The organism is Neobacillus sp. Soil_C_43 (assembly GCF_057656715.1).
In genome coordinates, this window is sequence record NZ_JBDGJV010000019.1 from 16,891 (window position 1) to 31,420 (window position 14,530).

18 protein-coding genes are annotated in these 14,530 nt (G+C 42.5%); 12 read left to right on the forward strand and 6 right to left on the reverse strand.

The genetic code is table 11. The features are described from left to right. The first annotated feature begins 2 nt into the window (after positions 1–2). From mreB to AC3A54_RS20890, 4 genes are all read left to right on the forward strand, one after another. Entirely contained in the window at positions 3–1,004 is a 1,002-nt protein-coding gene (gene mreB / locus AC3A54_RS20875; protein WP_308081889.1) for a rod shape-determining protein, read from the forward strand. A gap of 380 nt (positions 1,005–1,384) precedes the next feature. Continuing rightward, positions 1,385–1,744 (forward strand): DNA-directed RNA polymerase subunit beta, encoded by a 360-nt coding sequence (locus tag AC3A54_RS20880; protein WP_487656040.1) that lies wholly within the window; start codon positions 1,385–1,387, stop codon positions 1,742–1,744. A gap of 94 nt (positions 1,745–1,838) precedes the next feature. Next, complete coding sequence (fabZ, locus tag AC3A54_RS20885) at positions 1,839–2,273, forward strand: 3-hydroxyacyl-ACP dehydratase FabZ (RefSeq protein ID WP_308081891.1); 435 nt, start codon at positions 1,839–1,841, stop codon at positions 2,271–2,273. Between the two features lie 557 nt (positions 2,274–2,830). Then, positions 2,831–3,163: a hypothetical protein gene (locus AC3A54_RS20890; RefSeq protein WP_335545146.1), complete on the forward strand. Its 333-nt coding sequence runs from the start codon at positions 2,831–2,833 to the stop codon at positions 3,161–3,163. 144 nt (positions 3,164–3,307) lie between these two features. On the opposite strand, the gene AC3A54_RS20895 is transcribed toward AC3A54_RS20890, so the two are convergent. Beyond that, positions 3,308–3,571 (reverse strand): hypothetical protein, encoded by a 264-nt coding sequence (locus AC3A54_RS20895; protein WP_335545147.1) that lies wholly within the window; start codon positions 3,569–3,571, stop codon positions 3,308–3,310. A gap of 149 nt (positions 3,572–3,720) precedes the next feature. After that, entirely contained in the window at positions 3,721–4,152 is a 432-nt protein-coding gene (locus AC3A54_RS20900) for a YwpF-like family protein (RefSeq protein ID WP_487656041.1), read from the reverse strand. Between the two features lie 244 nt (positions 4,153–4,396). On the opposite strand from AC3A54_RS20900, the gene ssb reads away from it, so the two are divergent. From ssb to AC3A54_RS20925, 5 genes are all read left to right on the forward strand, one after another. Next, complete coding sequence (gene ssb, locus AC3A54_RS20905; RefSeq protein WP_308081895.1) at positions 4,397–4,768, forward strand: single-stranded DNA-binding protein; 372 nt, start codon at positions 4,397–4,399, stop codon at positions 4,766–4,768. Next, entirely contained in the window at positions 4,758–4,982 is a 225-nt protein-coding gene (locus AC3A54_RS20910; protein WP_487656042.1) for a hypothetical protein, read from the forward strand. Before ssb ends, AC3A54_RS20910 begins: the two co-directional genes overlap by 11 nt. A 488-nt stretch (positions 4,983–5,470) precedes the next feature. Then, on the forward strand, positions 5,471–5,878 hold the full coding sequence (locus AC3A54_RS20915; protein WP_487656043.1) for a hypothetical protein: 408 nt from the start codon (positions 5,471–5,473) through the stop codon (positions 5,876–5,878). A gap of 229 nt (positions 5,879–6,107) precedes the next feature. Further along, positions 6,108–7,223, forward strand: coding sequence for a 3D domain-containing protein (locus AC3A54_RS20920; protein ID WP_487656044.1), 1,116 nt, complete (start codon positions 6,108–6,110; stop codon positions 7,221–7,223). Between the two features lie 56 nt (positions 7,224–7,279). Continuing rightward, positions 7,280–7,588: a hypothetical protein gene (locus tag AC3A54_RS20925; RefSeq protein WP_487656045.1), complete on the forward strand. Its 309-nt coding sequence runs from the start codon at positions 7,280–7,282 to the stop codon at positions 7,586–7,588. Between the two features lie 47 nt (positions 7,589–7,635). Here the strand turns inward: AC3A54_RS20925 and AC3A54_RS20930 are convergent, their stop codons facing one another. The 3 genes from AC3A54_RS20930 to AC3A54_RS20940 are packed head-to-tail and all read right to left on the reverse strand — an operon-like array spanning position 7,636 to position 10,006. Next, the gene (locus AC3A54_RS20930; RefSeq protein ID WP_487656046.1) at positions 7,636–8,037 is read right to left on the reverse strand and encodes an HIT family protein; all 402 of its coding nucleotides are present in this window, start codon (positions 8,035–8,037) and stop codon (positions 7,636–7,638) included. Between the two features lie 24 nt (positions 8,038–8,061). Then, entirely contained in the window at positions 8,062–9,336 is a 1,275-nt protein-coding gene (locus AC3A54_RS20935; protein WP_487656047.1) for an MDR family MFS transporter, read from the reverse strand. Positions 9,337–9,352: 16 nt separating this feature from the next. Continuing rightward, positions 9,353–10,006 carry an MOSC domain-containing protein gene (locus AC3A54_RS20940; RefSeq protein ID WP_487656048.1) on the reverse strand — a complete coding sequence of 218 codons (654 nt, stop codon included), beginning with the start codon at positions 10,004–10,006 and terminating at the stop codon, positions 9,353–9,355. 216 nt (positions 10,007–10,222) lie between these two features. Here AC3A54_RS20940 and AC3A54_RS20945 point away from each other — a divergent pair, with 216 nt between their 5' ends. Further along, on the forward strand, positions 10,223–11,911 hold the full coding sequence (locus AC3A54_RS20945; RefSeq protein WP_487656049.1) for a hypothetical protein: 1,689 nt from the start codon (positions 10,223–10,225) through the stop codon (positions 11,909–11,911). 335 nt (positions 11,912–12,246) lie between these two features. Beyond that, complete coding sequence (locus AC3A54_RS20950) at positions 12,247–12,537, forward strand: YciI family protein (protein WP_487656050.1); 291 nt, start codon at positions 12,247–12,249, stop codon at positions 12,535–12,537. A gap of 54 nt (positions 12,538–12,591) precedes the next feature. Here AC3A54_RS20950 and AC3A54_RS20955 read toward each other — a convergent pair whose 3' ends face one another. Next, complete coding sequence (locus AC3A54_RS20955; protein WP_308081904.1) at positions 12,592–12,966, reverse strand: winged helix-turn-helix transcriptional regulator; 375 nt, start codon at positions 12,964–12,966, stop codon at positions 12,592–12,594. A 191-nt stretch (positions 12,967–13,157) separates the two neighbouring features. Here AC3A54_RS20955 and AC3A54_RS20960 point away from each other — a divergent pair, with 191 nt between their 5' ends. Beyond that, a complete protein-coding gene (locus AC3A54_RS20960; RefSeq protein ID WP_487656051.1) occupies positions 13,158–14,369 on the forward strand; it encodes an MFS transporter in 1,212 nt (403 codons plus the stop codon). Positions 14,370–14,530 lie beyond the last annotated feature (161 nt).

The following is a 14,530-nucleotide window of genomic DNA, read 5'->3' on the forward strand; positions in this document are numbered from 1 at the left end:
GAATGTTTGCAAGGGATATTGGGATTGACTTAGGGACGGCTAACGTGCTAATACACGTAAAAGGCCGTGGAATTGTATTGAATGAGCCATCTGTCGTAGCAATTGATAAAAATACAAATAAAGTGCTTGCTGTTGGTGAGGAAGCTCGCCGCATGGTCGGCCGTACACCAGGCAACATTGTCGCGATCCGTCCATTGAAGGATGGTGTTATCGCTGACTTTGATGTAACAGAAGCCATGCTGAAGCATTTTATTAATAAGTTAAACGTAAAGGGCTTTTTATCGAAGCCGCGCATTTTGATCTGCTGCCCAACGAACATCACAAGTGTTGAGCAAAAGGCGATTAAAGAAGCAGCTGAAAAAAGCGGTGGGAAAAAGATCTATCTTGAAGAAGAGCCAAAGGTAGCAGCAATCGGCGCTGGAATGGATATTTTCCAACCAAGCGGTAATATGGTAGTGGACATCGGGGGAGGAACGACGGATGTTGCAGTTCTTTCTATGGGCGATATCGTGACTTCTTCCTCCATTAAAATGGCCGGCGATAAGTTTGATATGGAAATCCTCAACTACATCAAGCGCGAGTACAAGCTCTTGATTGGTGAGCGTACGGCTGAAAATATTAAAATCAACATCGGTACAGTATTCCAAGGTTCACGTTCAGAGGAAATGGAAATTCGTGGCCGTGACATGGTGAGCGGGTTACCGCGCACTATCACTGTTCGTTCGGAAGAAATCGAGGGTGCCCTTCGTGAATCTGTGGCTGTGATTGTTCAGGCGGCAAAAAGTGTTCTTGAGCGCACTCCACCAGAATTATCAGCGGACATCATCGACCGTGGCGTGATTTTAACTGGCGGTGGCGCATTGCTGCACGGAATCGACATGCTGCTTGCTGACGAATTAAAGGTTCCAGTTCTTGTAGCTGAAAATCCTATGGACTGCGTTGCCATCGGAACGGGTATCATGCTTGATAACATCGACCGCATTTCTAATCGTAAGTTTGGATAATAGCTTTGTTGAAAAAAAAAGCATCTTTTATTGTGTTCGTGGTGGTATGACATCTAACCAATGGTGAAATAGTCCCGAACCATACATGAAAAGTCTAATGAAGCAGGCAGGACAAGCCTCAGTCATTGGGCTTTTTTATTTGTCTTGGGTTCCTCTTTAATAGGCGGATTTTGCGTTTTTTTACATCAATTGACTTTTTTCGCAAAAAATTAATGTGCAATGGGGAATATTTTTTTATAATAGAAGTAATGAAAATTTTTCAACAGTTTGCGAAAGCAATTTTTATAAAAGAATTCAAGTTACCGATTTTAAAAAAGTTGGTTATAATATGTATAACTCACTGGGCCCATGGGGCAGTCCGGTTAAAGGGGAATTAGTGAATGTCTGTAAACAATCAAGCCAAGACGAGAGAAGAATTTAAACGAGCTAAATACGAGGAACAGCAAAAGATAAAAGCTGAAAAGCAAAAAGCCAAAGATGCAAAAGCTATGGTGAAAAAGGATCCCGCAAAGGTAGATCGTACAAATGAAAAGGTGGAGGCCGCACCACACACCTACAAACGAATCCGCATTCGTCTGATTCCCATCTGGCTTCGTCTGGTTCTTTTAGTTGTGTTTACGTTTGTCAGCTTGATGGCGGGAGCAACAGTGGGCTACGGGATTCTTGGCGGTGGAAAAGTGGCGGATGTTTTTAAACAATCGACCTGGACGCATATTCAAGATTTGGTGGATAAGAAATAAATTGACTGGGAAGGGACCGAAAGCCCTTCCCTTTTGTGTATCTTTTCGAGTAGAATAGAGAATAATACTTGTTACTAGTAGGAGGTACTAATTTATGCTTGATACCGAACAAATTAAAGAAATTATCCCGCATCGCTACCCATTTTTGCTGGTCGATCGTATCTTGGAAGTAGAAGAGGGCGTAAGAGCGGTTGGGATTAAGAATGTTTCAGCCAATGAAGAGTTTTTTAATGGGCATTTTCCTGATTATCCTGTGATGCCTGGTGTACTGATTGTTGAGGCACTGGCACAGGTTGGCGCAGTGGCTATGTTGAAAAAAGAAGAGAACCGTGGCCGCTTAGCATTTTTCGCTGGAATTGACGGCTGTCGGTTTAAAAAGCAAGTAAAGCCTGGTGACCAGCTTCGTCTTGAGGTGGAAATTATCCGCCTGCGCGGACCGATCGGAAAAGGGAAGGCCGTTGCAACGGTTGACGGCGAAGTGGCATGCGAAGCAGAAATTACGTTTGCATTGGGTGAGAAAAAGGAATAGGGATAGGGTTAAGACGACTGGAAGCCTTGAGCTTTTGGTCGTTTTTTTTTAAGCTTCGGAAATCAACAGGCAAGTTTACCAGGGACTAAAAAAGAAAAAATATAATTCTGTCCCACCACAGTCCTTAATAACTGTGGTGTTTTTTTATGGAAGGAGTGGGTGTAGATTAGTGGTTGGCGAGTAAAATGGAGTTATTGACGAGTAAAGTATGAAGGTTGACGAGTAAATGCATGCATTTGACGAGTAAATCACCGAAAGTAACGAGTAAGATAGGAAATCATATAAAAAAGGTAATTTTAAAGGTACTTCAAGAGGTGATCAACACATAATTTGAAAAAAGATACTTGATCCAGGCCAAACGCCTGGCTTTTTCGTGTCAAAGTATAAATTTTTTTTTGACACTCAGTTGATTGGAGCGGAAAAATCAACAGACAATTTTAACAGGGCAGGACTAAATGTAAATAAATTCAAGCCATCATTTTTTTACCAATGGGAATGCTAAAAAAAGACCATGGTAAGTCAAGGTCAATCGAAGATGGTGAAAGGGGCTTTTACGCTTGAAGAAAAAGTTATTTATGTTACTTGCGGGTTCTGTCTTATCGGCTGTGTTGTTAGCGGGATGTAATAATGACAATGATGATCAAAATCCACCATCGCCTACAAACAACAATATTAATACACCGACAGATAACCGTATGGATAATGATTTAACACCTAACGATAATAACGATGTAATCGATGACAACATCATCGACCGCAACCATTATCCGGAATCTGAAGATAAAAATACGCCACACGATAAAGACCCAGTCAAGGACAACAATACTCCGCAAGAAGACATGATCGAGGATGACATCGACGTTAACGACAGAGATAACAAAGACGAGTAAGACAAAAAGGACAGGCAATCGAGCCTGTCCTTCTTCAAAATATTTGGTGCCTGACACCATTGAGAAATTGTAGTGTCCATTCCAGGTGGAAAGTGTCCATGCGTGGTGCCTGACACCATCAGAGTGACATCACCAAAGCATCGATCAAGGCCCAAAGCCATTCGCAAATAGTACGGCAGCAAGAACGACTAAGACGATGAAGGCCAGGTAAAGGAGTCCGACGACGATAACCATAATCCAGCCAACAACTTTACGGCCAGTTTTAATAAAGTAGATTCCTAAGGCAAATGGTCCGAAGAAAAAGCCTAGAATAGCCCAAAGCCATGGACTCTTATTATGTTTCGGCGCGTCAACATATAAGAAAATAGCAATAATAATTTCAACAATAAAACTAACGATTCCTGACATAACTTCCCCCCTAAAAATATATTTTTCAACTTACACTTTAAGTATCCCTAGGGAAACGGAAAAAATCAACAAAAATGTGAATTTCTCGCTGTGAATAAGATGAAAAAACCAGTCCGAAGACTGGTCAAGGTCAGAATCAAATGTAACAATTAAGGGTTTTTTACTTTAATCTTCGGTTTACTCTTCATTTTCTCCTTAAATTCCTTAAGAAGGGCATGGCCCTCCAGCCCTTTTTGCATCAGGCTATCGAGCAGTAACTCTGAGTAATCACTTTTATTACGGCGGAGATGACCTTCGAACAACACGCTGATGTGCTTTTCAAATTTTTTCAGAGAAACAATCTTTGTTTGGAAATAAGCAGGCGTGTTCTCTTTCTTCGTAATCACAGCTTCAACAATTAAATCGCGGCTTTGATCGTGAATCGTTTTAAAAAAATCATAGAGAGACAAATCTGTATACGCCTCAAGCAGCCAGGTGGAGCGTTCATCTTCCTTATTAAGAATCAAGCCGTCTTCTAAAGGAACTTCAACCGAAGTTTCACCATCCATAACGTCCAATGAGTATAACTTAAAAGATTTCATCGCAACCTCCAGTTACTTTTTTCTAAATTATAACATATGTCGAGCAGAAGCAAATGTCGAAAAATATTTGTCGAGTTTTGTAAAAATCATATTTCTGTGAAACGTAAAAGCACTTTTTGATCAAAAACTCGGAGATAGAACACTTATCCGCACGAAAAGTCCCGGATACGTCATTTAAAGTCGTTTTACAAGAAACACCTCATGGGTCTATGATGGAACCATCAAATAAAAAGGAGTTGAAACCATGATTAATCAGGTCACGCTTGTTGGCCGACTAACGAAGGATCCAGAATTAAAAAAGACGCCGGAAGGGAATTCGGTCGCACATGTCACGCTCGCAGTCAGCCGGCATTTTCGGAATCACAATGGGGAGATTGAGGCCGATTTTGTGCAATGCGCACTTTGGCGGAAAGCCGCTGAAAACACATGCCAATACTGCCGAAAGGGATCCGTTGTAGGAATCACTGGCAGATTGCAAACCCGGAACTATGAAAATAAAGAGGGAAAAAGAGTGTACGTTACAGAGGTAGTGGTGGAGACAATCCGTTTCCTAAGTGCCAAGCCTCACGATGTGGTGACGGAGCAAAAAAGGGAGGAAGCGGGCGTTGGAATTTAGCAATGAAGCAGCGAGGAATCTAGAACAGTTACTAGAAACATTGATAAAGATGGTTGGTAAATCCAATCAAAAAATTGACAGCCTGGAAAAACGGGTCAGCCAGTTGGAATGGCTCATCAGGGAACAGCAGTTAGAGCAAAGGGACAGAACTCCAATCTCAATGTACTCCAGAACCCCACACCCATCTTCTGAAAAAATGTCCTTTCATCTTTGATCCTACATTGTTTTTCAAACATTTTCATCCAAGACGTACCCCAACGAGTAGCTTTTCGGCGAGTTTTTGAAGATTTCCCCGCAACCGGTACCTGTTGTTAAAAAGAATCAAAGACCTCTCCGTATGCATCCTCATTTTTTCCGGCTAACCATGGCCGGAATTTTTTTTGTGGAAATAAATAACGGTGTAAGGCTCTGACGGAGTTTAAATTTCAGCAAGCGGGGTAAACTAGTTGAAAAACCCCCCTGTTTTTTTGATAAGAAGCCGCTGAACTCGTGTCAGCGGCTTCTTTGATGTTTTAGCCCCTTTTTCCCCATGTCGGAGAAAAAAACTCCCACAATTGCCTTTCCAATTTAAAACTTGTGTTTATTTCGTTAATAAATTTTATGAATTACCAAAAAACTAGGTATTCCTTTGCAGGAAAAAATAAAATTATTGTCGAATAGTAAATATCGATGTCATATATTGTTAAAAATGGAGGTATTTGATTGAATGAAAAGGTTGCCTTAATATTTATCGGAGAACAAGTAAGTAAGCAAGAATGCTGGATTAAAAGCAAGCCTAGTTTTTCTGATGCCATCGTCCTATCAAATCAGTCAGCCCATCAAACATCATGCGTTTCCTATCAACACATTCTTCTAGATTACAAAAACAATTCTTTTCAATTCTCTGATTCCGATATCCAACTCACCTGTGACAGAGACTCATTAATGATTACACAAGTAAGTAAAAGCAAACAGCTTACGGAAGAAGAGGTATTAGAAATCATCAATAACTTTGCCTTCAAAAAAGGAAACAAAGTTACCTTCCTACGTACCATCCCATACCGTAAAAGCAAAAAAAGAAAAAAGGACAAGAACCGTGTCCTCGAGGTAGGAAAGAAACTAGAGGTCTAATAATGGAGATGCAAGCAAAGTGTCCTTTCTAGATGGACACTGTCCACGCGTGGTGCCTGATACCATTCTCTGACACCATTCACCATTGCTGTAAAATGCTGGTGCTGTTATGACACAGAATTGACACTTTCCTTGCAATTAAGACAAAATGTGATACACATTTAATATTCTTGTAACATAACTGGTACATTAATCTGTTATAAATAGGTTAATAAGGAGGGGGAAGCGTATGCAAAAGACAACTAAGCGTATAATTCTCATGTTACTTACAATGATGTTATGTGTATCAGGGAATATGATTACATATGCACAAACCAATAGTGATGCCCTACATAATGCTAAACAAGCGCTAAATGAAAAAACTAGATTAGTAGAGCAAAAAGAGCAAGAAAAACAAGCCGTGAATAAAGAAATAGAAAATATTCAACATGAGTTAGAGTCTTTATATAACACTATTACGGCCAACAAAGATGCAATGGCCAAAACACAGAAGAAAATGGAAGAGATCAATCAATTAATCGAAGAAAAGAAAGAGGAAATCGTCCAGTTGGAGGATAAAATCCTTGCCCGTAAAGATATTATGAAGCAGCGAGCTGTTGCAATGCAGCAAAATAATAATATCAACCTGATGATTAACTTATTCTTCGAATCTAACAGTATCTCTGATTTCATCCAGCGTGCGAGCGCTGCGTCCACCCTGATTGATGCAGATAAAGACATCTTGACGGCCCAAAAAGAGGACCTTCAACAGATTGAGAAGGACAAAGAAGAAATCGACAAGCAGGAGCAGTCACTTGAAAAAGAAAGACAAACTCTTGCCGTGCAGCAGGCAGAGCTTGATCAAAACCTGCAAAAGAGACAAGCAACCTTAACAGCCATGCAAGAAAAATATAATAGCATCGTGCAACAAATGGCGCTTGCCGAGCAACAGAAAGCTGGCATTGAGTCACAAATGAAAACCATTCAGGCAAAAATCAGCCAAGAGCAGGCAGCGGCAAAGGCTCGTCCTGTTTCAGCATCATCTTCTACACCAAGCAATGATACCGGTGTAGCCATCAGCGGCAAAGAGATGTATGTAACAGCAACGGCTTATACTCCGTATGATTCTGGATCGATTACGGCTTTAGGCTACAATATCGGTGCTAACCCGAACATGAAATTAATCGCTGTCGACCCATCCGTCATCCCACTTGGAAGTAAAGTGTGGGTAGAAGGATACGGTGTCGCAATCGCTGGTGACACGGGCGGTGCCATCAAGGGTCACAAAATCGATATCCTCGTGCCAACGAAAGCACAGGCACTACAATGGGGAAGAAGAACCGTAAAAGTTGTTATTTTACAGTAAACACAAAGAGCTTGGAGTCCGCCTCCAAGCTCTTTTTTATGGTTGTTTTTATAAAGATGTTTGTTGTTGAGATTAAAGATTTATTGGAATATCCTCGATTTGGACAGAGTTGGTGGAAAAACAAGAAACATTGTCAGAAGTCGAGGGAACTTTGGACAGAGTTGGTGGAAAAACAAGAAACATTGTCAGAAGTCGAGGGAACTTCGGACAGAGTTGGTGGAAAAACAAGAAACATTGTCAGAAGTCGAGGGAACTTCGGACAGAGTTGGTGGAAAAACAAGAAACATCGTCAGAAGTCGGGACAACTTCTGACAGAGTATCTTGTGGAAAACAGCCAAGCCAGTCAGAATTCTAGTTATGGTTGAAAGCATAGACCATACAGAAAGTATCAAATTATACAAGTGGAGAATTTTTATTTAGCACGCTTATTCTCCGGCTGCTTCAGCCAATAGCGAAGGCCTTTACCTGCTAATGGTTCATCATTGTACCTCGGAATAACATGTAAATGGCTATGCAAAATCGTTTGATTGGAAGCCTCACCGACATTCCATCCAAGAGTATAACCATCTGGTGCGTAAGTTTCATCGAGATAGTCCTTCGCTTTTTGTAAAAGCTCATACGTATCGTTCCACTCTTCTGTTGTCAGCTCGAACGCATTTGCAAGGTGCTTTTTCGGGACAATCACACCAGAGCCTTCCAACACATCCTGCTCACGATTATGCTGCAAAAAGTAACACGTCTCATTTTCAAATACAATATGCTGTTCCTTATCTTGATGTGGGGAACAGAACGGGCAATTTGCTGCGTAACTCATCTTAAAGCTTCCTCCCATTTCTTCTTAATTATGGCTCGCTGACTTCAAGGATACTTTTGCCTCATCCCCGTGAACCCGTTGATCCAAACCAGGCAAGATCCGGTAGAATAACAAAATTCCGATGACGCCCATGCTGGAGATAAAAATCGTGGTCGCCATGCTGGATAAGAACGAGCTCAACGTTACCGTGATGGAACAAATGAGCATCGCGAGATTAAACGTTAATCCAGACACCGCCATATAAGAGCTTCGTGCATGCTCCGGGGGCAGCTCCGCCATATAGTTTTGCTGCACAGGTACTCGGAGCACTTCAGCCACCGTCGCTGCCAGCATTGCAAAGAACAACAGCCAGATATTATTGGAAAAAGAAATCACCGCATACCCCGCGACAAACACCATACAGCTGACAATCACGGTATGCCGATCCTTAAAACGCTCCACAATTTTGGTAGCTACCAAAGCCATCAACACGACTAGAATCGTATTTTCTGTCCGGAGGAAACCAAGCATTTCAATTCCTCCAAAGGTCCAGCCAAAAAGATGCTGTTCGCCCATCTCATTTGCCAGACGAATCCCGATATAATTGGTCAGCTGGAATTCCATCGATAGAACAAGCAAGCCTGCTAGAACAAATAGGATGAACATCCGATCGAGAAAAACCTCCTTGTAGCCGTTCAACATTCCGCGCGCATGCTCCCTGACTGCCTTACCAACCATTTTTTCAGTGGCGTAGCTTTCTTCGATAAAAAAGGTGATGAGTACCCAAGTCAGTAAAGCTGCCGCAGACAATGCTAGTAACAATTCAAATAAGTAATTTTTAAATAAAAATCCACCGATGACACCGCCGAGCGCAATCGACAGGTTATTGGCCCAATACATAATCGAATACATCGCTTTCCGTTCCTCAGGCTTACTCACATCAATCAGCATCGCCTGAGTGGCCGGCCCCGCCAGTCCCCAGCAAATACTATTCGCCGTCATTGTGAAAAACGTCAGCAATGGCGAGAAGAACCACGGGGAATTACTTAACATCATGGTAAAAAAGGCAAAGAACCTTAGTGTTTCGGCAAAAACAATCACCTTTTTCCGGCCAAACTGGTCAGAAAAATAACCGCCGAAAAAGTTAATCACAATGCCGATGAACACATTTACGAGCAGCAATAAGCCCGCCGTTTTTGCCCCAAAATGATGAGATAAATAAATCGCCATAAATGGGAAAATCATTCCACCGATGGTTGAGCTTAAAAAGGACTCGACCAGTCGTATTTTAATATTTCGGTGAAACTTTAAGATATTCATATTGTTTTCTCCTAACCTAGGTTTCTAGCTCCTTCAAACGGTTGGAAAATGTCTCCGTCCAATCCTTTGAAAGTTCGGCGAGACTCAGCATCTTCTTCATCCCGTCTAGATTCGTCTTGTCTTTATATTTCAGTTTGTTTGCGTAAGAAATACTCACACTTTCCTGGTTCCGTTCCACTAGTTTTAAAGAATCCTCGCTTGAAACATAGCCTTCTTGTAAGACACGGAAATAGAACCCGGTATAGCCGGTATGCTGCACCATAAGAGGTAATTTAGGCTGGTTCAGCTTGGTTGCCAATTTAAAACAAGGCTGCCGTGGCTGCGTCACCTGGACAACGGATTCCCCAAGTTCGAACACATCTCCGATAAAAATATCTTCCTCGGTGATTCCTTTTACCGTCAGATTTTCTCCATAGGCTCCGACCTCAAGCTTCGTATCAAGCACACTTTCCCAAAACGAATAATGATCATGGGAATAGACGCAAACCGCTTTATCAGGCCCGCCGTGAAAATTCAAATCAGCCTGCTGGTCTCCTTCGAAATTTAGTGTAGATAGAAACACCTTTCCAAGAACCGGCTTTTTATCGATGGCAGAAAGCAATGTTTTCTCTCCGTATGTGAAATCCTGCGGTGTCCGCACGTTAATGGATAATATAGCTATGTCATTCATTAAGTTTCCTCCTCTAGTCAGGAACTTTGTAATATACCTATAGTAAAAAATAACAGGTTTGGATGTGATAGGAAAGTGAAAAAGATGAAAATAGGAATTTTCACCCGTTGGATGATAGCGTTTTTTCAAAAGGTTGATTTTGGAATTGACGGTAAAAATAAGGATGAAATAAAATGAATTAATATAGTTATAAACTTGTAGATAGGGTGGGATTACGTGATCGAATTAAAGCTGCGTTCGATTTTAAAGCAGGTAAAAAGTGAAAATTCGCAAAAAAGATACGAGGCTCTTGACCAGCTTTTTCAATATAAGCAAGATGAAGGACTGGAAATTCAAATAGATGTGTTAAAAGATGTCATCAAAACGGCGGCCTCAGGCTTCCCGGAGCGCGTCGATAACTGGGACAATCCATCATTTTATCTGATCGATTTTGTCTGTGACTTCCCGATGCCGGATGTAGTGGAGGGTCTCCTCAAGCACTTTGACGGGCTGGACCTGCAGGCAAAAGAGCGTGCCATTGAGTTTTTACTGGGAACAGAAGATGAGGAAATTTTTTATCTATTGGAGGAAAAAATCGTCGGTTTAATCCAATCATCGGAGAATTTCCTCATCCCAATAAGAGAGCTCGCCAACTATCCGATGCTAATCAAAGGAATCCTTGATAAGACCGTGGACAAGCTGGACAGCAAATACTATAAATTTATGCTCTATGATTTATTATTATCGCTTAACTCCTCCGGCTATGAAAAAGGCTATCAAAAGGGGATTGTCCTCCCGTCCTTGCTTAAGGATTATCAGGTGGAAAAAGAAGAATACTTGAAATTCGATGCCGATTTTTCCAGTAAGTATGTGTACACTGCTTGGAAAAATAGCTATTTTGCCGTTCGGACACGGATTCGATTGTTTATTAGTTTAATGGAATACTATTTTTCAGAGGAAGTGGGAGCGGAGCTGGAGCAGTCCATGCGTTTCCGCGATCCATTTATACAAACCGAAGCTCTATTGGTGTGCATCGGTAAAAATCTTCCTTATGATGCAAGCAAATTAGCAGAAGCGGCCAATCAGATCGAAACAGCTGAAATGGTTTACTGGGAATTGAAGGAGAAGAATCTCGAGCATTTGTACCCAATTAAGGAAGGCAAGCAGCCGCATTTGGCGAAAACGAGGCTTTTTTCAACGATTATCAATCTGCCTGAGGAAGAAGAAGGTGTAATCCGTTTCCCTGAAGATATCCAGGTCGTGGATAAAATCGAAACGGAAAATATATACGGCCAGCCGGTCCGCTATTATTTGATGAGCTTTGTCGAGAACGGGACAAAGTATGTGGGCTGGGCAGGAGGCTACGCGCTCGAGGAAGGCGATGATACTGCTGAGCTATGGGACGGCAGCTACACGGATTTTGTTGAGTGGGATGCAGCAAGCATCGAAGGGCACAAGGCGGCCTTTTTCAAAAAAAGAGCGGAAGAACAGCAGGAGCATGAATCGAGCATTTATTATGAAAGCTCGCCGCGCCTCAGCCGTGGCGCCTGGTTCTTCCTAGGCCTGGCGATTGTGCACTGGGTGAAGGCGGTGTTTACTGGTTTTGCCGAGGATTCGATTCCTATTTTGGTGCTACTCACAGTCATTGGCGGCGGTTTATGTGTATATGAACTATCGAAAAATAAGAAACGCAAGGTTCAAATTGTCGGTCAGCAACTTGTGAAGGTGGACGGATCGAAGCAGCACGTCATCGAGATTGTTGATATTAAAAAGATGGAGTACAACAAAAAGAACGTTGTGGTTTATAACAAGAAGAACGAAGTGGCGTTTTCCATCCCTCTCCGCTGGGTGCACTACGACCTGTTTTATGCGCACATGAAGGAACACACCAACCATTTGAAAGAACAGCCATTTATACAATCATAGCAATAAAAACTGTGGGGACAGTCCCCCACCGCTTTAAAGCGGTGAGGGACTGTCCCCAGCTACATTATGGAACGGTTTGCCAACCAGTATAATGGATGATGAATCGTTTTTTTTGTTTTGGGTGATGAAGGGAATGAAGGACAAAATTGAGAAGGAAACGTGGCAAAATGTCTTTCATAAAGCTGATGAAGAACAAAATGCTAAGAAAAATTGAAAAAAGGTCCTTCATACTTTACATGTCCCTCTGTAAATTAAGCATTTTTTACATGAAAAGAGGAAAACCATAGGATTGAGTTGAAATAGTGTAATAAAAGATGAGAGGAGAGCTTACCTACATGTTTGTTTTACTATTAAAGTACATTAAGCCAATAGAAGAAGTAGAAAAACAATTAGAACCACACAGGGCCTACCTAGAAAAATACTATTCCTTACAAAAGTTCATCTGTTCCGGTAGACAAAATCCAAGAGTAGGCGGAGTCATACTTTGTAAGGCGGAAAACCGCGAAGAAGTCGAAACCATCATTCAAGAAGACCCCTTCTACAGTAAAAAAATAGCCACCTACGAAATCATCGAGTTTACACCAACCATGCATGCGGATGGATTTGAACAGTTTATCAGTATGTAAAAAATGGGGACAGTCCCCCACCGCTTTAAAGCAGTGGGGGACTGTCCCCAAACCCTATTCTTTCAACGGCTCATTCAAAATGTTCTCCTCCAGCACAGAGAACTTGTCCCCATATACCCTGGTAATATGCTTCTCACCCCAAGCACAAAGTGAATCCAGGATCCCCTGCAGCGACCAGCCATATTCACTCAGCTCGTACTCAACCTTCGGCGGTACTTGATTATAAACAATCCGATTAATAATGCCATCCGCCTCTAACTCACGCAACTGCTGGGTCAACATTTTCTGCGTAATATTCGGCATCAGCCGCTTCAAATCACTCGTCCGCTTTTTCCCATGCGTCAAATGACAAAGAATCACACTCTTCCATTTCCCGCCAATCACTTCCAGCGTCGCTTCAACCGATATATTATACTTCTTCTTTTGCATCGTCATCATTTCCTCCTCATTTCACAGGCACTAAAAAGTACCTATAGAACTAAAAGGTACCTATATCACTTCAAAGTGCGTACTTCTCAATAAATTATCTATCATCCATAATAACACTTGCCGGTCGAAAATAATCATACACTTTTTTACAACTCACATACAACCCTACAAAAATGAGGAGGAATCACATCATGTCTTTAAATAAAAAACAAAGCACACTCGCACTGCTAGCCTTAGCAATCAGTGCATTCGCCATAGGAACCACCGAATTTATCAGCGTCGGTCTGCTGCCGCTGATTGCGAAAGATCTACACATACCTGTAACAACAGCAGGACTAACCGTCTCGTTATATGCCCTCGGCGTCACATTCGGGGCACCGGTCCTGACATCCCTAACATCCAGTATGTCACGCAAGACCTTACTGCTCTGGATCATGATTATTTTAATTATCGGCAATAGCATCGCCGCGAGCGCGACCACCATAAGCGTGTTACTCGCCGCCCGCGTCATCGCAGCATTATCGCACGGCGTCTTCATGTCGATTGGCAGCACCATTGCGGCTGACCTCGTGCCCGCCAACCGCCGCGCGAGCGCCATCAGCATCATGTTCTCAGGCCTCACCGTCGCCACCGTAACCGGCGTACCGTTTGGAACCTTCATCGGCCAACAATTTGGCTGGAGAATGGCCTTTATCCTAATTGTCGCCATCGGCATCGTTGGCCTCATCGCTAACAGTGTTCTCGTTCCTTCCTTTTTGAAAAAAGGAACAAAAACAAGCTTCGGAGACCAGTTCAAGCTCCTGACCAATGGCCGTCTTTTATTAGTATTTATCATCACTGCCCTGGGGTATGGCGGGACATTTGTTGTCTTCACCTATTTAGCACCATTACTACAAGAAATAACTGGTTTTAAGGAAGGCACAGTAGCCATCATCCTACTTGCATACGGTGTGGCCATTGCCATCGGTAACATGGTCGGTGGAAAGCTTTCGAACCGCAACCCGATTGGATCGTTACTCTACATGTTCATCATCCAAGCGGTAGTACTCTTTGTATTAATGTTCACCGCACCATTTAAAGTGGCTGGTCTCATCACGATTATTTTTATGGGACTGCTGGCCTTCATGAACGTACCGGGACTACAGGTGTACGTCGTCATGCTAGCTGAACGATTCGTACCAAGTGCGGTCGACGTAGCGTCAGCCATCAACATCGCTGCTTTCAACGCAGGTATCGCCATCGGTTCCTACCTGGGCGGTGTCATCACTGACTCCATTGGCCTCATCCATACCACCTGGATTGGAGCCCTAATGGTCCTCGGTGCCGTCATCCTAACTGGGTGGAGCCGCGGCCTTGAAAAGAAAGACCAGCAAGCTAAAGCCTTTGCAAAAGAAGCCTGCTAAAGGTAAAATGCAAGAGGTTAGGGTGTCAGGCACCACTTGTAGACATCTGTATTTTTACAGTGGACATCACGGTGCCTGAGCCCACTAAAAGACATTTGTCCTCCTAGAGTGGACGCGAAATACAAACTATACTTTATTTAAAACTAGAGGAGGTTTTTTAC